The sequence below is a fragment of the Paraglaciecola sp. genome, assembly GCF_039943935.1.
Taxonomy (GTDB): domain Bacteria; phylum Pseudomonadota; class Gammaproteobacteria; order Enterobacterales; family Alteromonadaceae; genus Paraglaciecola.
This window is the reverse complement of sequence record NZ_JBDUZQ010000010.1, coordinates 39113-60794: the sequence shown is the minus strand read 5'-3', so window position 1 is coordinate 60794 and position 21682 is coordinate 39113. Positions and strand designations below refer to the sequence as shown.

Genomic DNA, 21682 nt, shown 5'->3' with positions numbered 1-21682 from the left:
GTGCCTTTAAACCAGACCTTACTATCTATACGAGTTATCTAATATGAGACAAGTTTTACCTACTGCTTTGTTTGTTGCTTTAAGTGGTATCGCAACCTATTCAGAGGCATCTGAACAGGTTGCTGAAATACAGGATGTTGAGAAAATCACTGTTAAAGGAGCGGTTACCGCTAACTCTGAGCCTGTAGGGACCTTTGTTTCTTTAGTGTCGAATTTAGAATATGATCCAAGGGTTGATTTGCAGTCTCGCAATATGGCTGAGGCTCAAGCTGATGTGACCATCCGGGGCGGCATTTTCGAAAACACTGGGTTTAGAATTGGCAGTGTGACCTTACTTGACCCACAAACAGGGCATTATGCCTCTGAGATCCCTATTGCTCCTGAAATGTTAAGTAAACCCTCTATACATACCGGAGTAGATAACGCACTGCATGGCATGAATAGCTCAGTTGGAACTATCTCGTTTAACTGGCGCGAAATTAATACTGCAGGCAGCGTATCATTAGGCCTAGGTGATCATGATTTTAATTTGCACAGAGTTCATAGTGCCATAAGTGTGCCTATAAGTAGTTTTACAGATTGGAGTATAGGGTTTGAAGGTGAATACTCTTTTTCTGAAAGTGATGGCACTATCGAAAATGGCGACCATGATTTTAAACGAGTTTCTGGCCGTGTTCAGTTACTTGGGCCTGCATCCCAAACAGATATTTTTTATGGCTCGCAAGATAAGTTTTTTGGTTGGCCTAACATGTATACGCCATTTAATGTGAATGAAACAGAAGATTTAAGTTCAAAGCTTTTAATGATAAACCACAAACAAGGGTATGGGGCAGGGAGTCAGTTTGAAGCTTCTGCTTATAGTCGCAAACATAGTGATCATTATGTTTTCTCCCGGGAAAACCCCGATGTTTTTCAGGCTTTCCACGAAACGGAAGTGACATCTGTTGCCCTTTCAGGGCGTCACACTCAAGGAGGACCCTTTGCTCTAAATTACTCGGCACAATTGATTGCAGATGAAATAGAATCAACGACCCTTGAAAATAACTTTACCTCTCGACGATATTATAAAGCCAGTGTTTTACCAGAATATCAAATGGAGTTAAAAGATGGGCAACAGCTAATCTTTCGTTTAGGCGCAGCTTATGACGATACAAATCGTGATGATTCACAGGTGTCATTGTCTGCTGATATTAAGTGGGATCTAGTCAATGAACAAAATGTATCTGAAACAATTTATGTGTCCTATGCACAGGCAAGCCAAGTTGCTGGATATACAGCCATAGGTGGTAGTACAACCAGTGGCTTATTTAGAAGTAATGATAACCTTGGGCGTGAGACCGCCACAAACCTTGAGCTAGGTTATGGATTAGATGGATTTAATTGGCAGTTTTCATCAGCCATTTTTTATCGTGAGGATGATGGTTTAACCGATTGGACTTACCGCTTGGATTCAACATCGGCTCGCTCTGCGAACCCTGTAGACATAGAAACCACAGGGGTGGAGCTATTTGCGACAAAAAGTTTTGAAAAGACAGAAATAGTCACTAGCTATACCTTTATGAGTAAGTCAGAGGATTATGGCGCGACAGATATAGATGCGAGCTTTTATGCCTTAAATTATCCTAATCACAGGTTTACCTTAGGGGCGATTTGGCGTCCTTTGGATACAGTTGAAGTACGAGTAGATAATGAATGGCGTAAACAACAAGAAAATGTACTGAGAAATGGTGATGAACACGCATTGTTTACTCACTTAACGATCAAATTTTCTCCTAAGTTACTGCAAGGTTTAGATATTATCTTTGCTGCAGACAACCTATGGGATGAGTCATTCGAAGAAATTCCCGGGACACCGGGAAGAGGAGAACAGTACACCGCTACTGTGACTTATAGCTGGTAACATGTATGTTGTTTTTAGAAGTGACAACTACTGAAAACATTTAAAAAAACTAACGTAAGAGGTTTTAGTATGGGCTATCTGCTAATCACTACATTTATTTGGGCTTTTTCATTTGGCTTGATTGGTAGTGCGCTTAAAGGGCTCGACCCTCTGCAATTGGCTGATACCCGGTTGCTGATTGCACTGTTAGTTTTTTTACCATTTTTAAAATTGACCAATACTAATTACCGAGAAAAATTACAGCTTATCTTGATTGGCGCAATCCAGTATGGGCTTATGTATACCTGTTACCTCTCGGCATTTCGTTTTTTACCATCTCATTTAGTGGCGCTATTTAGTGTGTTTACGCCTCTTTATATTGTGATTATGAATGATCTGCAGGCTCGTAGTTTCACACCTTGGTATGTTCTGGCTAGTTTATTATCTATTGCTGGTGCATTGGTTATTAAAGTGGGAAATATAGATTCTAATGACTTTTGGTTGGGGTTTGGGCTAATGCAAATCTCTAATTTGGCCTTTGCATTTGGTCAACTTGTTTATCGTGACTGGAAGCTATCTAGACCGCAAGTAAAAGACAGTTCTGTGTTTGGTTTTCTGTACATAGGCGCGGCAGTCTTCACCTGTGCGGCCACAATACTTATTTCCAAACAGTCTCCTATTCCCATCGACGGAACTGCGAGCCAATGGGGTGCACTCATCTATTTAGGTGTGGTTGCGTCAGGGCTTGGATTTTTCTTTTGGAATAAAGGAGCAACTCAAACAAATGTAGGAGTGCTCGCTGTTTTTAATAATGCAGTGGTGCCCTTAGCCATGTTTACTTCTCTATTTATTTTTGGTGAGGCTCAAGAGGTCAGTTTAGAAGAGCTAATTAAACTATTGGCCGGTTCTGTTTTGATAATACTTGCACTAACCATTGCCCAAAAAAAGCAAAACTTAAATGGGTAAAGGGTTATCAACGAAATAAGACTTACTTAAAGTGGTTTTGTTTTTTAAAAGGGATAAAAATATTATCTGAAACTTCTGTTTTTTTAATTCTCTTATTACAAAACGTTAACTTCACTGCACATTTCAAATACTTCAATTCATAATTTAAACCTAATTTATTGATATTTATTAATATTTGTATATTTCGCAAATTAGTACTAACCAATGAACATGAAAATTTGTTAACAAAATATTGACAGTAATGGTTACTTTCTGGGATTATGCTCACCTGTGTGGCAAATGCCCTAATGTTGGGTGTTTCCTTTTTTTGCAACGTTAAACATTATTTTTATATCGAGGTAGGCACGCGAACTGACGTGCAGCCAAGCGTTAATTGTAAAGTTTGTTAGCCTTGCTAGAAACGTGATAACCCAATAAATTTAAAGGTTGGTAACAAAGATGAATCCTGAGTCGTCTAAGATAAATTTTGATAATATAAGTGAAGAGCAGCTCCCCATCCCAAAGCATAAACGCAAAGGTTGGAGTCATTTTTTGGGGCTGTATGCTGGTGAACACGTAGCAGCAACAGAGTTTGTAATCGGAGCGACTTTTGTTGCTCTTGGCGCCACCATGACAGATATTCTGTTAGGTCTGTTAATTGGTAATATTTTAGCGGTCCTTAGCTGGACTTTACTTACTACTCCTATCGCGGTAGAAACTCGCTTAAGTCTATATACCTATCTGCAAAAAATTGCAGGTAACTCAATGACGAAACTTTATAACTGGGTAAACGTCATTATCTTCACCGTAATTTCCGCAGCTATGGTTACGGTCTCTGCTACAGCGGTACGATTCGCGTTTGGTATTCCTGCTCAATTGAATTGGTATCCAACTAACGCATGGTTTGTATTAGTGGTGCTAGCTGTTGGTATGATAGTAGTGCTAGTGGCTATGTATGGTTTTAATGCTGTATCTAACTTTTCAAAAATATGTGCTCCATGGTTGTTTGTGATGTTTGTGAGTGGTCCGTTGGTGTTAATGCCAGCGCTAGCTGAACATGTAATTGGCCAAACAACGTTAACGAGTTGGGCTGATTTTATGCACATAGGAAGCCTTTCAGTTTGGACCGGAGTTGATGCTCAAGGTGAACCCGGTATTGGGTTACTTGAAGTCATAGGGTTTGCCTGGGCTGCAAATACTATTACCCACTTTGGCTTAATTGATATGGCGCTGTTACGCTATGCAAAAAGTCGCACTTACGGGTTATGTACTTCATCGGGCATGATGTTTGGACATTATATAGCTTGGATTTCTGCGGGTATTATGGGAGCAGGAACTGCTGTTATTGTTAAAAAATCAATCATTGAGTTAGACCCTGGCGATGTAGCTTTTCAGGCTTTAGGTTTATCAGGGTTAGTCATTGTTATTGTTGCAGGCTGGACTACGGCTAATGCTAATTTATATCGAGCAGGCTTAGCAGCACAAGCTATATTCAAAGATCATTCACGTAATAAAACTACCCTAATTGTGGGCGTTGTGGCTGTATGTATTGCGTGTTTTCCTTTTGTTTTTAATAAAATGTTGCCACTTTTAACCTATGCAGGCTTACTCGTTGTACCCGTTGGTGCTATCGTTTTTACCGAGCATTTTATCTTCCCTAAAATTGGCTTTACTCGCTACTGGGCTATGTTTCAAAATCTTACTCATAGTACGCCAGCTGTAGCTTCTTGGGGCTTAGGTTTAGCTTTTGGTTTTACACTAAATGCCCTTGATGTGATGTCATTCTACTATTTGTTTCTTCCAACTTGGTTCTTTACCTGTGTAATTTATATTTTATTAGCCAAGCGATATGGAGCCGCAGAGTCTTACCCTGAAGAGCAAGCAAAATTAGATGCCTACGACCAACAAGTAGAAAAACATCAAGAAGAGCAAGCGCAGTTAGAAATAGAGGTTACTCCAGCCCCGACGTTAGCTACAAGAATAGTCCATTGGGTTTCTCTATTAAGCTTAGGAACTTCTCTCGTCTTGGCACTCAACACTATGTTTATGAGTGCTGATGTTGCGGCTTATGAAAGTAATCGAGATCTATTCTTCGACATTGGATTTATTTGTACTGTTATTTATTTTGCTTCTGCCTATTGGGTCATGCAACAAAATAAAAAAGTTGTAGCCTAAGGACATAGGAAGTTTAAATTATGCAAATTAAACCTAAAATTCTTTTAAACAATGCAAATTTAGCGGCGTTACCAGATTCAATGATTGTTCCTGGATATGATCGCACTAAGGTGACTTCTAGTATTGTGCATGTGGGGGTGGGTGGTTTTCATCGCTCTCATGAAGCCTTCTATACTGACGATTATATGGCTAAAAGTGGTGACCTCAGCTGGGGGATCTGCGGTGTAGGATTACGTGACGCTGACCGTAAAATGAAATCCTTACTGGAAGCTCAGGATTACCTGTATACCTTAATTGTAAAACATCCTGATGGTACCCGAGAAAATAAAATTATCGGAAGCTTGAGTGATTTCTTACTAGGGTGTGATGACCCCGAGGCCGTCATTAATAAAATGGCTAGTGAAGATACAAAAATTGTGTCTCTTACTATTACTGAAGGAGGCTATAACTTTAATCCTGCTACAGGTGAGTTTGATTTTACCAATCCTGACGTTATCTATGACTTAGCTAACCCTAGCACCCCTCGTTTGGTTTTTGGATACCTTGTCGCTGCATTGAAGTTGCGCCGTGAAAACGGGGTACCTCCATTTACCATTCAATCTTGTGATAATGTGCAACATAACGGTGATGTAGCTAGAAAAATGTTGATTGCTTATGCCACAGCTGTAGATAGTGAGTTAGCACAGTGGATTAAATCAGAGGTTAGTTTTCCTAATGCTATGGTAGATCGTATTACTCCCGCAACGACCGCTGAGGACCTAGCCTATTTACAGCAGCTTGGTGTTCAAGATGAGTGGCCGGTAACATGTGAACCGTTTCATCAATGGATCATCGAAGATAAATTTACTTTGGCTCGCCCACAGTGGGAACTGGTTGGTGCTCAGTTCGTAACCGACGTGACTCCCTATGAAAAAATGAAAATTCGATTGTTGAACGCAGGGCATTCGGTACTAGGAATTTTAGGGTCATTACACGGGTTTGAAACGATAGATGAGAGTGTACAAGATCCACTCTTTGCTAAATTTTTACGCCACTTCATGGATGTTGAAGTGACACCTATTTTGTCGCCCGTAGCAGGGATTAAATTGGATGATTATAAAAGTACCCTAATTGAGCGTTTCGCTAACCCGAATATTAAAGACGGTCTAGCTAGGATTTGCTCTGAAAATGCAGCCAAACTCAGTACTTTTATGTTACCCACTATTGGTGATAACTTAGCTAAAAAAGGTCACATTCAGTGTGCAACCCTAATCATTGCTGCGTGGTGTTACTACAGTGATAAAAGGGTTGATCAACACGGTAAAGCTTTAGTTATAGCAGATGCAATGGCGAAAGAGGTTCATGACTTTGCTAGCCAAACTAGCATGCGAGCGACTGCTTTGTTAGAACTAGATGCCTTATTTGCGAGTCTTGCAAGTTCAAGTGAATTTGTTACAGCTTATAAAAATCAAGTAGTGGCCTTGTATAAGGCTCCTGATGTTAAACATCATATGCAACTAATATTAGACAGTTCACTTTGCTAGCTATCATTAAATAAGTAAAACTTAGACCCGTTAAACAAGCGGGTCTTCGTATCCCTAAATTTTGATTGGTAGTGCTCAAAAATGACATTTTGCTTTATAAGATTTTACGTTCTGGGATGTTTAAACTTCTCTAGGGAGGAACTTAACTGAGGATGGCAGTGCAGACTGCATCATGCTTTTGTGGCTTTACATTATTTGATGTATTTATTCTAAGTTTTACATAAAATTATAGGTGTATCGGTTTTCTGTAAGCAGTACTCACCCTTCTTTTTGGCCTTTACTGAAAACTTCTCAGTATTATCAAGCTTTAATTCCACGCCTTCCTATTAAGTGTAAAGGCAATCCCCATTTTCAGCTAAAGTTGACCGGTAGATATAAACATTTTTATAGATTCTAATGGATGAGTTTTGTCATAAAGGGCTCATGAAGGCTCTTGGGTAGTTAGCGATAGTTAAACATGTCGCAAGCTGGCATAAAGGCCAATGTTATGTTGATACTTCAGAACTAGGGGGCGAAATTTGTGATTCAATTGCCGAGTTTAATCAAATAACATATCAACAAGTCAGTTCAGGGCTAACAGTTTTATTCTATATAAGCTTGATATTCTTAACTATGCTTTTATTCGTAGGTGTTGTGTGTGGTTTTTATACGGCCAATTATTAAAATATGTGTCATGGTTATTTGACCATTTCAAAGGGGATTGAATGCAATGAAAAAGGTTGTTTTTTTAATAGCGATATTTTTAGTTATAGGCACAAGTTATTTATCAATTAAAGGTGGGGAAATGCAACAGATTAAAACTGAAATTAATATCGCCGCCCCACCATCAGAAGTATGGAATATGATCAAAAACATTGATGCGTGGCATGAGTGGAGTCCAATTATCAACGCATCACAAGGTAAAGCAGTTATTGGTGAAACGCTTAGTATAACCATGACGGGTAAAGAGTCAGGTCAAGATGGGGCGAAATACAGCCCAGTGATTATAGCTATTACGGAAGATCAATATCTTCATTGGCGTGCTCATATGTTGGCTGGTTTTGTCTTTACTAATGACAAAATATTAACATTGGAAGAAACGGAAACGGGTACTCGTTTAATTCATATTGAAACATTTAAAGGCCTAATGGCTCCGCTTATGTCTGGTTCGGTACAAAAAAACCTTCCTCCAATGCTAGAGTCCATGAACAATGCACTAAAACAACTTGTTGAATAGTAGTAAATGCTCAAAATACTCAAATCAACAAGTAACCGTTAGCCTGTTTATGACCATAATACGGGTATTTTATTAATCAGAGCTACTTGGCAACTAAATTGTCTGCCTAAAGCTTAACTTGCTGTAAAAGGAATCGCGTTGTGGGATTAATACCAAGAAAGCCTTTAACGTTGAGTTTGTAGCTGTCTTTAAGTAATCTCTTGGTTCGTTTCACTAACGGAGTACACTTCATGGTGAATATATATAGACAGCCAAGTCGTGTTTCAGTTGAAAAGCTGCTAATTGAGAACCAACTTTTAATTGATGATATTTCACTTGTCGGTATGGATAACTCTTTTGGTTGCGGCCAAGCAGATAATCTTCAAGGAGTGATTGGTCTTGAAGTACATGGAAAAGATGGTTAATTGCTTTCTTTAGCGGTATCACAGTTTGCAAGAAACTCAGGTTGTGGTTCGGCTCTCGTTGCACAATTAGAAACCTATGGGTGTTCAATCGGTATTCATTATTTGTATTTATTAACTGAGACAGCAGAAGGTCATTTTAAAAAGAGGGGTACAAGGTCATTACCAGGGAGAGGGTTTACGAGTCTATAAAGCAAACTAAAAAGTTCTGTGAGTTATGTCCGGCAAGTGCGGTCGTTATGCGTAAGAGAATATCCAGTTAACAAACGGTACCAACTTAGATAAATTATGCAGTTCACTGCGAGCTCATCATTTTACTGAACTGTTATTCCCACCTCGCGGAGATTATGACGGTTTCTCAGATATCTGTGATGGTTCAACAGTGATTTCAGCCGAAGCAAGGCATGACAATTTTCGTTTCGACGATGGGATTGCTAATGCAAATATAGTTGACCTGTTTTGTGGTGAGAATTAGCTTGAGCATTGTTTTGTGACTGTTAAGTAAATTAATAATTATATGAGTCTTATCAATTTCTCTCCTAAGTAAACTTTGTGCTTACTAAGGGGCTTTTTGTGTTTTGCAGCGCTTGTAATAGGTGCGTTACAAAGAGAGTTTTCATTGCTATTCCTTTAAGTAAATGTTCCATTTACTATGGGTTCAAAGGCTGTCAGGCTATCCATCAAGGCACTATTTCCTAGACCATGAGAAGGGAACAAATCAGCGAAGTTGCCTTGTTCGCCATGTAGTGCCATGTAATTTAAAATGACGGTTTCAGCTAGTAGATTAACGTTGTTTGCTGCAGGGCTTGAGGCGGTTTCTACTGAAGCATCACTACGCATATAACCGATTTGTTGATGTTGAGCTTGGGCATCTGGCGTAGCTCCTATTAATTGTGGTGTGCCTCCAGGGTTATATACTAAGAAGAACGAAGAGGCAGTTGAAGAGTTGTCGCCACTCCATACGCCTTTACCACGGCCGCCTTCAGATTCGTCAACCATGCCATTACTGGCAACTGAGCCGTCGCTGAAGACATACATCATTAGAGGAACACCCACTCTCGCTGCATATTCTAAACAAGCACCCATACATCGCCCTGCTCGTAAATCTCTAGATTCACCAGTAGCACGGTTTCCAGTGTGATAATCGAAGCCACCCATAGTTATGGTGCCTGCTCCTGCAAAGCCATTAATAACTAACTTCATGGTAGATGCTGTTTTTCTGTATTCGGCATCACCGTCAAATTCATCCTGAGTGAAAATACCGTTATCACCAACGATATCTGTGTCGAGCTCTGGGTCCAGAGTTGATGGGTCGCCAAATCTGTCGGCGATATCAGCGCTTTTAACGTATCCACAATTAACTAAGTCTTTAAGTACGTCGTCGGTAGTAATTTGAGTGTTAACTTTACCAAGCTTCATCGCGCTGATTCTCTGAATTGACTCCATGACTGTTACTGAGTCTTGCTGGCTTAGTAAACCTATTAAATCGCCTGTATCTACAAGGCCTGTTACGTCAGATGGACGGTCAATTTTAGTGGGGCGTTTGGCACTATCAATCATAGAGCTTGGTGACAGTGAGTTACCGCCTGAGTCCGTATTTCGAGAGCCAATTAGAGTAAGAAGCGAGCCATCTGAGCCAGCCTTATTTACTCCGTACATAGGGTTATGGGGGTTATTACCTGTATCATTTTCAGATCGGGCTGGAATAACTGCTCCATTAATATTTGCTCTGTTAATCACATTCAATTTATCCTGGATACCACGTAGAAACGCACTATCAGCGTGGAACCCTAAGCCAAGTTCTGTATTAATATAGTCGCTTAAACCGGTATCAGGGTTGGCAATAGATGGGATCATATCGCCGGGTAACCCTAACTTGCTATAACCAGCGGTGCTCAAAAAGTCTTGCTGTCCACCTTGACCACCAACCAAAACATTGGAGCCGGAAATGTTAGCGCCTCCTGCTAAGTCAAATACGATGAAGGGTATTTTTCCTGCCCCCTGAGTCGCTATACCACAGCTGCTTTTCAACGATTCAAGATCAGATGATAGAGCCGCATGAGCTTTATTTGGGGCAGCAAACAAACTTAAGGCTGAACCACCTAACACTGTCCCCATACCAGCCATAAAACCTTGGGCAATAAAATCGCGTCTTGTTATGGGTTTAGCATGGCAGGCATGATAAAGAGGGGCGTCTGGATTTAATGTTGGTTTATGTTTCATCTGGGTACCCTTTAAGCGTATATCAATCGTAATTATTGTAAGGTGATGGCAGCGCTGCCTAGTGCACCGGCACATACGGCTTTAACGACTGTCTTGGTATAACTTGCATCGCAGGATTTACCATTACTACAGTTTGTGAGTTTGTCTATTAGTGAGTTTAACTCTGCCGCTACAGAACTATTGTCTGGTTGGGTTTCTATATCCATACCAAAGATATTTTCTGAAATGGGGCCGAGTATTAGATTCCTATCTTGATTTTCGAAAGCACTAGATGCGGCCTCATTAAAGTCAAAACCATGAAAATAACGGTCTCTTAATGAAGTGGTTTCCACTAACTGATCGCAGTATTTAATTGCCATTTGGGTGACTGCCATTTGGTTTGATGCTAAAAAACTGCTCATAGTCGTGACAGATGGAAGCTGTTGCTTCAGTGTTTCAAAGGTCGCTTTTACCTGAGTATTATTGGTTGGTACGGTGGTAGCTGCTGCCATACTGGCGTTAATTTCGATAAAATTTCTAATGCCAATCTCAGACTGGGGCTCTAAGTCAGTCGCTGGAGCGGGCACTGCTGGATCAGCTTCAATTACCACATTGGTTTGATCACCTAGCACTTCGAATGTTAAGAAAAACTCGTCTATTTCAGCACCTTTTTCAATTGCGACAATCGTGCCTAAGTTAGACAAGATTTGGCCTTCCCCTGGTATGTAGTCTGAGTCTGTTAATAGTGTGTTGAGATTTTGGAAAACCTGACCAACTGCGGCTTCACGGCCATTGATGCCGATGCGCATCCCCCCAACCGGTATGCTACCTATGCTGGCTGACTCATCCAGTGATATAAAGTAGGGTTCAGTAAACAAGTAACTGTAACTATCAAACTGACTTACTTCTAACACCACATAACTTTGGGGTACTTTTGTAATGTCACTGACTTCGAATAATAAAAGGAATTTTTGACCTATGCCCATTTCAAAGTTCTGAATGATTTGTTCGCTAGACAAAACACGATTGTGAATAGCAACCATACGGATGGAGCCTGCCCACGGAATATCACCTGACACTTCATTACCGAGCACAAAGGCATAGCTATCATTCCAGTCTCCAAAACCCCCAGCTTGCACATTGTCTAGGTTACCTGTGAATTCACCATTCACAAAAATTTGGCGGCCATTTATGGGGTCATAATTAACAACGACATGTTGCAAACTAGCTTGTAGTAATTCATCTGCATCTGACGTTGACAAAGCTGGTTCGCCGTTTATATCTGTCTCTGTGGTCCGTAACAGCATGTCATAATTGTATAAGCTTTGCCCTAGGGTAAAGTTACGGGTGAGGTCACCACCTGAATAACTTATAATTCTAGCTGGACCTTCCTGAGTGACATTTGCTGGTACTACCCAGGCTTCAATTGAAAACTCACCAGTGGCAGTAATTGAGTCATATATTTTTTTACTATTCGCTGTTGAGCCTTGGGCTTTTCCGTCTGTTAGTCGTATGCCCCAGCCACTGAGCCACTCTACATCGCCATTTAAGGTTAAATCTAACGCTGGCTCAACTCCACTGGTATCAAAAGCCGTGCTGCCTGAGCCTGCTTTGAACTCCCATTTGGCAATGGCATTGGTTTCAAAGCGCCCACCACCTGTTGCTAATGTACCTTCATATAAGGTTATTGCTTTGCTGTTAATAAGTGAGTCATCTAATTCAGTGACGGTTACTTGATTAGACATGGCTAAAATCGCGTTAATCAGCTCATTAGCATTGCTATAACAGTCACCCCAGCAATTATGGAACTCGTCTCGAACTCGCTCAACAAAACGTGAGTTTTCAGGAGTATCTAAATTGATTCTAGATTTTGAGGCTTCGTATGCTTCGTCAATATCACTAGACGCAAAATACGGTGAAATAGGAATAGTGGCAGAATTGGTGTGACAGTTTGCACAATAGGTCTCTAGTAATGGATAAACAGTGTCAGTAAATAATTCATTAGACTCTGGAAAGTTTTTATTCGCGCCTGGCTCTTTAGTTTGAGGGGCTTCTAATTGCACTTCGTTGGCAACATTCTCGGTTTGTGCCCAGTTGGATACCCAAGTTGTCATGATGTCAGCACAAGCTTCGTCGCTACTTAACCAGCAGTTGTGCCCCTCAGAAATTTTATTTACTAACATTGAGTCTTTAGGTGATGCTAAATTTACTAATGCGGTCGCTTCTTTATAAGCTAAGTTAATATCATCATTTCGCACGAAAGCAGGTGATTGGGTGTTTTGTATATGACATGCACCACAGCGACTTTCAGTGCTAATATTGTCCCATAGCTCTACTTTAAATTGCGTCACATCTTGGGTGGTTGCAACTGGGCCTGAGTACGTTGTTGCCTCTATCTTTTCTGAGGAGGTTAAGGGCGTTTCAACAACGGCTGTGGTATCAGAGCCACACCCACTGAATAAGGTGAAAACTATAACTAGAGTGATTGATTTTTTTGCAGTAGTGTTAGGGCTAAACTGTTTTATTTTAGCTAAAAAAGGGCGGGTTAATTTATTAATATTATGGCTCATCATTATTCACCCTTACAGTAATTAGCTGAGTCGGCAAACACCTGTTTGATGTTGTAACCGGTGTTGGTAAATGCGCTTGTTATGGCAGAGATTTCTGCTCTGTCTGAGGCGTCTTGAGGGCTGCGTAAACAGACATTTTCGAAAACTTTAGTAACTTGGCAACTCGCAAATTGTTGGCTGTTCGCCAGTTCTTGTCCCATGCTTTTAGCACCATTTCCACTTGCTGGTAGTGCCTCGTTCCATCCTAAGTTTTTGTTTAACCCTTCACGCCAATAATTGCTCCAACTATCATCATGGGTAACATAGCCAAAGGGGAAGTTATTGCTATTGATGTGATACTTACCCTGTACCTGTGAACCAGTGTCTGGGTCTATTTGTGAATTAGTGTTGTATTGTAAAGCGCCATATTCTCCATCAGGATCAGATTCTGTGTCATATTCATAATCATAATAAGCAAATGCTTGGGCTAGAGGGTCCATGCCCGAGTGGCAACCAATACACGAATTGTTAAATATGCGACTGTCGCCTCCTGGGCTTCTGCTAATATCTTGACGAATGCGGTCTGGGCTGCGAGTGGTATCTTTCACTCCTTCTAAATCTGTACACATGTGATTGATTAAGGTAAAACGAAACATAGCTCTATTCGTTCCATCTTTAAAAAATGATTTTGCTGCGGCGCGGGTGCTCATCACCCCAGCTGATGCGCTCGCTGGCAGTCCAGTTACTGATGACTGTGAGGTAAACTGCAATACTTCTTTTAAGTCAGCGTCTAGGTTTTCTAATGCTTGATAGTGGTCATTATTGGTAACTGAATATGCGGGAACATTTATTGAGTCACCCGCCACATATAAAATATCGCCACTAAGTATTTCTCTAAAGTCCATGTCATCTCTGACCATACCGATGACTGTAGCTGTGTAATCGTTCAAGGGAGCAAATACGTCGGCTTCTTCATTGGTCCATGGCGTGACCCAATTTTTGAGAGTGACAGAATAAAATGCTGAATTCTCCATGGCTAGGTATGCAGCGTCGGTCACTTTACCTTGCTCGATGTAGTTAGTCATTTCATCAAGCACATCTGCAGTTGGAGGGATGCCAACAACACGATCATGAATACGTTTGGCCTGCTCTCGTGGTCCTGCCGAGCTGATAGTTGGCATTAGTAAGCAACTCAGTGTGATGCTCATAAGCAAATGTCTGCTAATTTTCTGCAGTGTGTTGTTATGTGTGCTGAAATATTTCAAAGCTATCCCCCATGAACGCCTGTTGGTGCTCAAGCTAAACGTCTTGAGAAGGTTTTAATCAATATAACTAGGTGCAACAACATTGGATCTAGTAACTAGGTCTAGTATTTAATACCCAAGTATTTGCTAATCTATTTTCAATACCCTTAAATATCTAAGGTGTGTGTTTGTGAGTATGAAAATAAAATTTCAATTTTTTAGCTGGTTTGCATGAAATGGGCCATGGTTTTTGAGCGCTTGGTATGTATGAGATTGCAAGTAAAGAATGGTACTTAAAGGCTTTGCTTAGCCAACTTAGCGTTGCTTTTTATAGACTTGTAGTCGTAAAAATTGTATCTGTTTTTGAACTGATTTCTTAGCTATTACATGCTAACTGCTTAAAGAAAAAGTAGTTTGAGAGCAAATAAGAAGAATTTATCGATGTCGTCGAATGGTCACATGAGTTCTTGTTTTAGGCATATATTTAATTTTTTTGATCTGTTTTAAAGGCATATTGGATTGCAATGTAGCGCTCCTTTAAACGTATTAAAAATCATCCCCAATAATAGTTTCCTTCATTGTTGATTGCTGTTGTTAGTGTAACTATCTAGAAAAATTAATGTTCAGAGTTGCATTAGATAGACAGTATTTACTAAATACCGATACTGATATTCTAGTCATTTCCGATATAGGGTGGGGCCACAGCGGTTGGCTTTATTATTTAGAGGCGTTTACATCAATGCATCTGGAGACACAAAATTATGGTCCAACTATTTATAACATCAGTAAACGTATGTATTTAAACATAGTTTCTTGTATGTTTAGGTGTTCACTTTACCTTAGATTGAAGGCGGTATGTCTATGCCTATTTCTAAGTCTGTTAGGGTGCGGTGACGACTCTATACTGCTCACTGAACAAGAAGCTGATCCTGTTGTGGTAGATGTCCCTATTGCTTATATTAAACGTAAAGCACCTTTTGATGATGAACAACTATTAGTTGAGCAAAGTATTACTCGACCCGCTGACTTTCTTCCTGGTGCGTCTCTATATCTAAAAAATAGGGCCGCAGTGAGTGCCTCTGAAATTAACATCTCTGCTGCAGCATTTTTTAGTGAAGAACAAATTGTAGCCAATGATCCTCTGCTTGATACTTATGATGTTAAAGATTTGAATGTGTCTTATGATGGAGAACGACTAATATTTGCAATGCGTGCTCCTGAAATTGAAGATGCGGACGATGATGAGCAGCCCACTTGGAATATATGGGAGTATGATGTAAGTAGCGATTCGCTGCGACGCATTATTGTTTCTGATCTTGATGCTGAGTTTGGTGAAGATACCAGTCCTGTCTATTTACCAGATGGGCGTATTGTGTTTAGCTCTACCCGCCAGCAAGCCAACCAAGCAATATTACTAGATGAGGGCAAGCCTCAATACCAAGCTATCGATGAAGATAGAAACCAGATAGCCTCTGTACTGCATGTTATGGATGCCAATGGCGAGAATATTCAGCAAGTTTCATTTAATCAGAGTCATGATTTAGATCCTACAATACTTAGCTCAGGAAAAATTCTGTTTAGCCGCTGGGATAATGCAGTGACAAACAATACTGTTAATTTGTATCAAATGAATACAGATGGAAGTGGTTTAGAAATAGTATATGGTCGTCATAGTCACACTTCTAGCCGCAGTGATGAAGCGTTACATTTTACGCAATTAGCGGAACAGCCTGATGGTCAAATTTTAGCTATGTTGCGGCCCTTTAGTACTAATCAATGGGGCGCAGATTTTATCAATATTGATGTGGCTAATTATATTGACGATACCATGCCCATTGCTTCTCAAGCTGGTCTGATAGGCCCAGCACAAACCCCAGCTATTTTTGATAACGTATTAATAAATGGTGATATTTCTCCAGGAGGAAGTTTCTCGGCTATGTATCCTTTGTGGGATGGAAGTGAGCGAATTCTATTTAGCTGGAGTCAGTGCAGAGTGTACGATCCTGAGCAAGATGGGGGTACTGACGAAGAGTTACAAATATTGCCTTGTGATGACACTTTATTAGAAAACCCAGTGGTAGAAGCCGCGCCGCTACTTTATGGATTATGGATGTATGACCCCATAGACAATACTCAATTGGTTATTAATGTTCCAGAAGAAGGACTGTTTTATACAGACTTAGTGGCTATGCAGCCAAGGGCTTTTCCGGGTAATGCGCTTTTCGCTGATGAATATGATCAAGATTTGGCATTAGAGGGGTTAGGCAGAGTGCATATTCGTAGTGTTTATGATTTTGCTGGTATTGATACTAGTCCACAGGGTATCACAGCATTATCAGACCCAACTCAAACACCTGTCGTAGATAGACCTGCGCGCTTTTTAAGAGTGGTTAAGGCGGTATCTTTGCCTGATGATGAAGTGCGTGATTTTGACAATTCAGCTTTTGGGCGTAGTCGCGCTCAATTAATGCGCGAGATTATTGGTTATGTACCTATAGAACCAGACGGTTCAGCGTTGTTTAATGTCCCAGCAAATGTCCCTTTAAGTTTTAGCGTGTTAGACCAAGATGGCCAAAGGGTCAGTGAACGCCATCAAAACTGGTTGCAATTTGCACCTGGTGAGGTGAAGACCTGCAATGGTTGCCACACTCAAAATAGTGAAATGCCTCATGGGCGTTTAGATGCTGAAGCGGACAGTATAAACCAAGGTGCCATGAGCTCTGGTGGCGCTTTTTCTAATGCTAACCCTGCTCTGTTTACGGATGTTGGGGATACTATGGCACAAACGGCAGTTAGGATTTTAGGTGTTAATTACCCTACTGCAGATATTGTTTTTGAAGATATTTGGGCTGACCCAGATATTCAGGCTCCAGTTACAAGCTTTAGCTACGCTTATTCAGATTTACAATCTACATTGCCTATATCCAGCAGTTGCGCCTTAGTTTGGACCTCCTTGTGCCGCATCGAGATTAATTTCCCAGACCATATTCAACCTATCTTCTCCCTAGACAGACAAGTTTATTCGGAAGATGGCATGACTGTATTAGAAGACCAAACATGTGTCAGTTGCCATACGCCGGATGGGGCAGATGGTTTAGCTCAAGTTCCCGCTGCGCAATTAGACTTAAGAGGGCTACCTTCCACTGACGACCCTGATATTTTTACCAGTTATCGCGAATTATTATTTACTGATAGTGAGCAGGAGTTATCTGATGGTGTCTTGGTTAATCGCCTAGTAGAAGTAACAGATAACGCAGGAAATATTGTGTATGAAGTAGATGAGGATGGGGAGCTTGTATTAGATGTTGAAGGTAATCCTATTGCGGTCACAGCAACTGTGAGTGTAACCAATACTATGTCCACCAATGGTGCTATTTCTAGCAGTCGTTTTTTTAGCGTATTTGACGAGGGTGCAATTCATGATAGTTGGCTAACACCTGCAGAGAGAAAACTACTATCCGAATGGTTAGATATAGGTGCTCAATATTACAATAATCCATTTACAGCACCAGTTAATTAATGTTGAGCTTAGGACTAAAAAAGTGGCGAGCATAAAGTGAATATTGCATTTCAAAACCCATTTAATTTCAGATGTTTATTATTAGTATGTTTATGGATAGTTTCGCTTCCAGTTTTTAGTGAAAAGCTCATACAAGTAAAAGTAGTTGAACCTTATTTGGAAGTTCATTCGGGGCCTGCTGGTGGATATCCAGTGATACACGTAGCCGCTAAAGGAACATGGATCACGGTTTTAAAGCGCAGAACTAATTGGTTTAAGGTTATTACTACCGATGAGGTTCAAGGTTGGGTTAAACAGGATGAGTTACATTTAACTGAAAGTAGTCAAGGGCAAGCCGTTAAATTATTTGATGGCTCTTTCGATTCTTTTTCTGAGCGGGATATGGAGTTTGGGATTTTGGGTGGCTCATTTGAAGGCACCCCATCCATAACGTTGTTTGCTGACTGGGTGGCGACAGAAAATATTAGCACCGGTGCGAGTTTTACCCAAGCATTGGGTGATTTATCTGAAAGTCAGTATTTTTTGGTAAGCGTACAACATACTACTTTCCCTCAGTGGCGTTTGTCTCCTTATTTTAAGCTTGGAATTGGGCAGATACGCACCCAGCCCAGAGCAAATTTAGTGCAAAGTGGCGATGAAGCACGTACCAGTGATTTATACACAGTTGGTCTGGGTGTGAGGTATTACTTAGCTAGAAACTTTTTGATGAAATTAGAATATACAAATCTTCAGGCCTTAACTAGCCGAGATGAAAACGAGGAAATAGAAGAATGGAAATTGGGTTTCGCGGTTTATTTCTAGCGGTAATGGCATTAGTTATCTCTTCAAGCTTAATGGCTCAAGAGCCAGTAACAGCTGGGACTTTAATTGAGCCAAATGTAACTAGGCAAGATATCAATGAAGCGTACATTGATTCTGAAAACTTTGAGCTAGGCCTGTTAGTGGGGGTAATAAGTATTGAGGATTTTTCATCGAGCTCTTTGCTTGGAGTACGAGCTGCATACCATATAAATGAAGACTTTTTTATTGAGGCTACATACGGCCAAGCAGAAGCAGGGGAGACCAGCTTTGAAGTGTTAAGTGGCGGGGCACCTTTTCTCACTGATGATGAAAGAGATTATAGCTTTTATAACGTGTCATTTGGCTACAACCTAAACGGTGAAACCTTTTTTACAGATAATTTGGTTTTTAACTCTGCTACCTATTTTACGTTAGGGGCTGGCAGCACCGAATTTGGTGGAGATGAACGCTTTACTGTGAGTTTAGGGGCGGGGTATAGATTGTTTGTGACTGATTATCTGGCACTACATTTTACCTTACGTGATCACTTATTTAATTCTGAGCTCATAGGTGAAGAAAAAACCACTCACAATATTGAATACGGCTTTAGTGCGACGTTTTTCTTTTAAACGGACATTTTTAAAAAGAGAGTTTTATGAAAATGATAATTACACAAAAAACACATGCCTTTGGGGTTAACCCATTGATATCAAAGTTTAAGTTAATGTTAGGCCTACTCAGTGGTAGCGCTATTGTGTGGCTTTTAAGCTTTGGCGCTATAGCTGCTTCTTCCCAAAAAGGGCCAGCGCCAGATTTTACTTTGGCAAGTAAAGAGCACGGGAATGTTCGCTTACAAGAACAAATTGGTAATGTAGTGCTCATTAACTTTTGGGCATCTTGGTGTGGCCCTTGCCGTGAAGAATTACCGCATATGGAAGCGCTACAACAAGAGTTCGCCGACTTAGGCTTTGTTATTCTAGCTGTAAATGTGGATGAAGACCCAGCGAAAGCTGAGATACTGCTAAATGATATACCCGTTAGCTTCCCGGTTCTGTTTGATAGTAAAGATGAGGTTAGTAAGCTCTACAAAGTTAATGCTATGCCTACAACTGTGCTAGTAGACAGAGATGGTAATCACCGTTTGCTGCACAATGGTTACAAGAGTGGTGACGAAGTGAAATACAAAAAAGCGGTGAAAGCCTTACTGAGAGAGTAGGAGTTATTCACTATGAGAAAAGCGCGTTTACATATTTTATTGGCTTGCTTGACTGCTATTGGTGTTAGTGGTTGTACTACGACCTTTGAGCCCTGGGTGAAACCCTATGAGCGAGACAACTTAGCCGACATCATAATGAGCATGAATAGAAACCCTGTTTCTGCTTCTTATACTAACCATGCCCTACAAGCTCGTGAAGGTGCCCGTGGAGCAGAAGGTGGTGCAGGAGGTGGTTGTGGCTGTAACTAGATGTATTCAGATATTTAAAAGCATTAGCTTAATAAAAACGGTGACCTTAATCAGCTCAATTGCTCTCGCTTGGCAAGCAACAGGAGCTGTGTTACCTCAAGATAGGTCAGACGCTATGTATCACTCCTATCAAGGTGGTGGCATGTCTATTGATGGCCCTTCAATTTTACTTCGTAAAAAAATTGGTAATTCAGTGTCAGTGTCAGCCAATTACTATGTAGACACTATTTCAGGCGCATCGATCGATGTTTTAGCCACTGCTAGTCCCTACGAAGAGGAACGGACAGAAAAAAGTGTAGGAGTCGATTTATTACACGAAAAAACGTTAGTAAGTTTTAATTATACTAATAGTTTTGAAAACGACTTTTTTGCTGAATCTTATCATCTGGGCATAAGCCAAGACTTTTTTGGTGATTTAACTACTTTAACTTTAGGTTTTTCGAAAGGGGATGATGAAATATGTAGGATTGGTGATGCATCATTTCACGAAAAAGCAGAAAGACAAAACTATCGTTTAGGGCTAACGCAAGTCGTTACTAAAAATATGATAGTGGGGCTTAATTTTGAAAACATTTCAGATCAGGGCTACTTAAATAACCCTTATCGTTCAGTACGATTTTTAGATGCTACGTCTGCCAAAGGGTATCAATTTGAAACTGAAGTTTATCCTAATACCAGAAGAAGTAACGCGGCTGCATTAACGGCTAATTATTACTTGCCTTATCGAGCTTCAGTATATGCAGAAGCTAAAGTGTTTTCTGATTCTTGGGGTATAGATGCGAATACTTACAAATTAGGTTATGTACATACCTTTGGTGACGATTGGATAGTCGAGCTAAGGGCTCGACATTATGCCCAAGAAAAAGCCGATTTTTATCAGGATTTATTTAGCCGTAGTGCCGAGTTTAATGTTCGTGCTCGAGATAAAGAAATGAGTACTTTTAATAACGTGTCATTTGGAGCAAGTGTCACCTATGAATTACAGTTTTCAGCCGCAAATTTTTTCAAGAAAAGCACCATAAATCTCGATATAGATCATGTGAATTATGACTACGATGACTTTAGGAATGTACTTTTTGATGCGCCTGTGGGCGAAGAACCACTTTACCAATATTCAGCCAATATTACGCGCTTATACGTGTCGATATTTTATTAATAGCAAATTTGCGCGATAGGCCAAAGGATAATCGATATTATGATGTTTCAATTTAAAGTTTTACTAGCCAAGTTTGCGTGTATCAGCCTAATGCTGAGCATGAGCCTGCACTCACAAGAAGCTGAAAAGACTATGCAGTTAAATCTTGATGAGAAAACGGTTACGCAACAACTTCAAGCGTTAAGAAAAGAGGTGATCGCCCTTAATCGTGACTTGTTTGTATTGGAAGAGGATTTACTATTTCCATCTAGCACGCAAATAGTGGTGTATCTCTCAATGAATGTAGGTACTTACTTTAATTTAGATTCAGTTGAGTTGAAACTAGATGATAAAACCGTGACTCACTACCTATATACGGATAAACAAATCCAGGCTTTATATAAGGGGGGCGTACAAAAACTACATATAGATAATTTGGGTCAAGGCGAGCATGAATTGACTGCATTTTTTATTGGTAAGGGTCCAGAAAATAGAGAGTACAAAAGAGCCACTAGTTTAACATTTAGTAAAACAGCTGAACCCGCATCTGTAGAGTTAAGTATTGTAGATTCTAGTGTTAAACAGCAACCATTGTTTAAGGCTGTTGAGCTGTAAAGATGCAGACATATTCCATGGTTAAATCAAGTC

16 protein-coding genes are annotated in these 21682 nt (G+C 40.3%); 13 read left to right on the top strand and 3 right to left on the bottom strand.

Features of this window, described 5'->3' with window-relative positions; all coding sequences use genetic code 11:
• Nucleotides 1-43: 43 nt before the first annotated feature.
• The 6 genes from ABJD71_RS06010 to ABJD71_RS05985 all read left to right on the top strand — a co-directional run bounded on the left by ABJD71_RS06010 (nt 44) and on the right by ABJD71_RS05985 (nt 8142).
• The gene (locus ABJD71_RS06010) at nt 44-1900 is read left to right on the top strand and encodes a TonB-dependent receptor (RefSeq protein ID WP_348166069.1); all 1857 of its coding nucleotides are present in this window, start codon (nt 44-46) and stop codon (nt 1898-1900) included.
• 69 nt (nt 1901-1969) lie between these two features.
• Nucleotides 1970-2845 carry an EamA family transporter gene (locus ABJD71_RS06005; RefSeq protein ID WP_348166067.1) on the top strand — a complete coding sequence of 292 codons (876 nt, stop codon included), beginning with the start codon at nt 1970-1972 and terminating at the stop codon, nt 2843-2845.
• A 438-nt stretch (nt 2846-3283) separates the two neighbouring features.
• Nucleotides 3284-4999: a hypothetical protein gene (locus ABJD71_RS06000; protein ID WP_348166064.1), complete on the top strand. Its 1716-nt coding sequence runs from the start codon at nt 3284-3286 to the stop codon at nt 4997-4999.
• A gap of 20 nt (nt 5000-5019) precedes the next feature.
• Nucleotides 5020-6522, top strand: a complete 1503-nt coding sequence (locus ABJD71_RS05995; RefSeq protein WP_348166061.1) for a mannitol dehydrogenase family protein — start codon at nt 5020-5022, stop codon at nt 6520-6522.
• A 784-nt stretch (nt 6523-7306) separates the two neighbouring features.
• The gene (locus ABJD71_RS05990; RefSeq protein ID WP_348166058.1) at nt 7307-7738 is read left to right on the top strand and encodes an SRPBCC domain-containing protein; all 432 of its coding nucleotides are present in this window, start codon (nt 7307-7309) and stop codon (nt 7736-7738) included.
• Between the two features lie 230 nt (nt 7739-7968).
• Nucleotides 7969-8142 (top strand): hypothetical protein, encoded by a 174-nt coding sequence (locus ABJD71_RS05985; protein ID WP_348166055.1) that lies wholly within the window; start codon nt 7969-7971, stop codon nt 8140-8142.
• A gap of 627 nt (nt 8143-8769) precedes the next feature.
• On the opposite strand, the gene ABJD71_RS05980 is transcribed toward ABJD71_RS05985, so the two are convergent.
• The 3 genes from ABJD71_RS05980 to ABJD71_RS05970 are packed head-to-tail and all read right to left on the bottom strand — an operon-like array spanning nt 8770 to nt 14098.
• Nucleotides 8770-10362, bottom strand: coding sequence for a hypothetical protein (locus tag ABJD71_RS05980; protein ID WP_348166052.1), 1593 nt, complete (start codon nt 10360-10362; stop codon nt 8770-8772).
• 32 nt (nt 10363-10394) lie between these two features.
• Entirely contained in the window at nt 10395-12914 is a 2520-nt protein-coding gene (locus ABJD71_RS05975; RefSeq protein ID WP_348166049.1) for a LamG domain-containing protein, read from the bottom strand.
• On the bottom strand, nt 12914-14098 hold the full coding sequence (locus ABJD71_RS05970; protein ID WP_348166046.1) for a hypothetical protein: 1185 nt from the start codon (nt 14096-14098) through the stop codon (nt 12914-12916). The genes ABJD71_RS05975 and ABJD71_RS05970 overlap by 1 nt, the downstream gene beginning before the upstream one ends.
• 655 nt (nt 14099-14753) lie before the next feature.
• Between ABJD71_RS05970 and ABJD71_RS05965 the strand changes: the two genes are divergently transcribed.
• Genes ABJD71_RS05965 through ABJD71_RS05935 form a run of 7 tightly spaced genes read left to right on the top strand, consistent with a single transcriptional unit; the run spans nt 14754 to nt 21649 of the window.
• The gene (locus tag ABJD71_RS05965; RefSeq protein WP_348166043.1) at nt 14754-17654 is read left to right on the top strand and encodes a hypothetical protein; all 2901 of its coding nucleotides are present in this window, start codon (nt 14754-14756) and stop codon (nt 17652-17654) included.
• 36 nt (nt 17655-17690) lie between these two features.
• A complete protein-coding gene (locus ABJD71_RS05960; RefSeq protein WP_348166040.1) occupies nt 17691-18455 on the top strand; it encodes an SH3 domain-containing protein in 765 nt (254 codons plus the stop codon).
• A complete protein-coding gene (locus tag ABJD71_RS05955; RefSeq protein ID WP_348166037.1) occupies nt 18425-19063 on the top strand; it encodes an outer membrane beta-barrel domain-containing protein in 639 nt (212 codons plus the stop codon). Before ABJD71_RS05960 ends, ABJD71_RS05955 begins: the two co-directional genes overlap by 31 nt.
• 26 nt (nt 19064-19089) lie before the next feature.
• Nucleotides 19090-19650, top strand: coding sequence for a TlpA disulfide reductase family protein (locus ABJD71_RS05950; protein WP_348166034.1), 561 nt, complete (start codon nt 19090-19092; stop codon nt 19648-19650).
• 12 nt (nt 19651-19662) lie between these two features.
• On the top strand, nt 19663-19899 hold the full coding sequence (locus ABJD71_RS05945; RefSeq protein WP_348166031.1) for a DUF4266 domain-containing protein: 237 nt from the start codon (nt 19663-19665) through the stop codon (nt 19897-19899).
• Complete coding sequence (locus ABJD71_RS05940; RefSeq protein ID WP_348166029.1) at nt 19886-21055, top strand: DUF3570 domain-containing protein; 1170 nt, start codon at nt 19886-19888, stop codon at nt 21053-21055. The genes ABJD71_RS05945 and ABJD71_RS05940 overlap by 14 nt, the downstream gene beginning before the upstream one ends.
• A 39-nt stretch (nt 21056-21094) precedes the next feature.
• Nucleotides 21095-21649, top strand: a complete 555-nt coding sequence (locus ABJD71_RS05935) for a hypothetical protein (RefSeq protein WP_348166026.1) — start codon at nt 21095-21097, stop codon at nt 21647-21649.
• Nucleotides 21650-21682 lie beyond the last annotated feature (33 nt).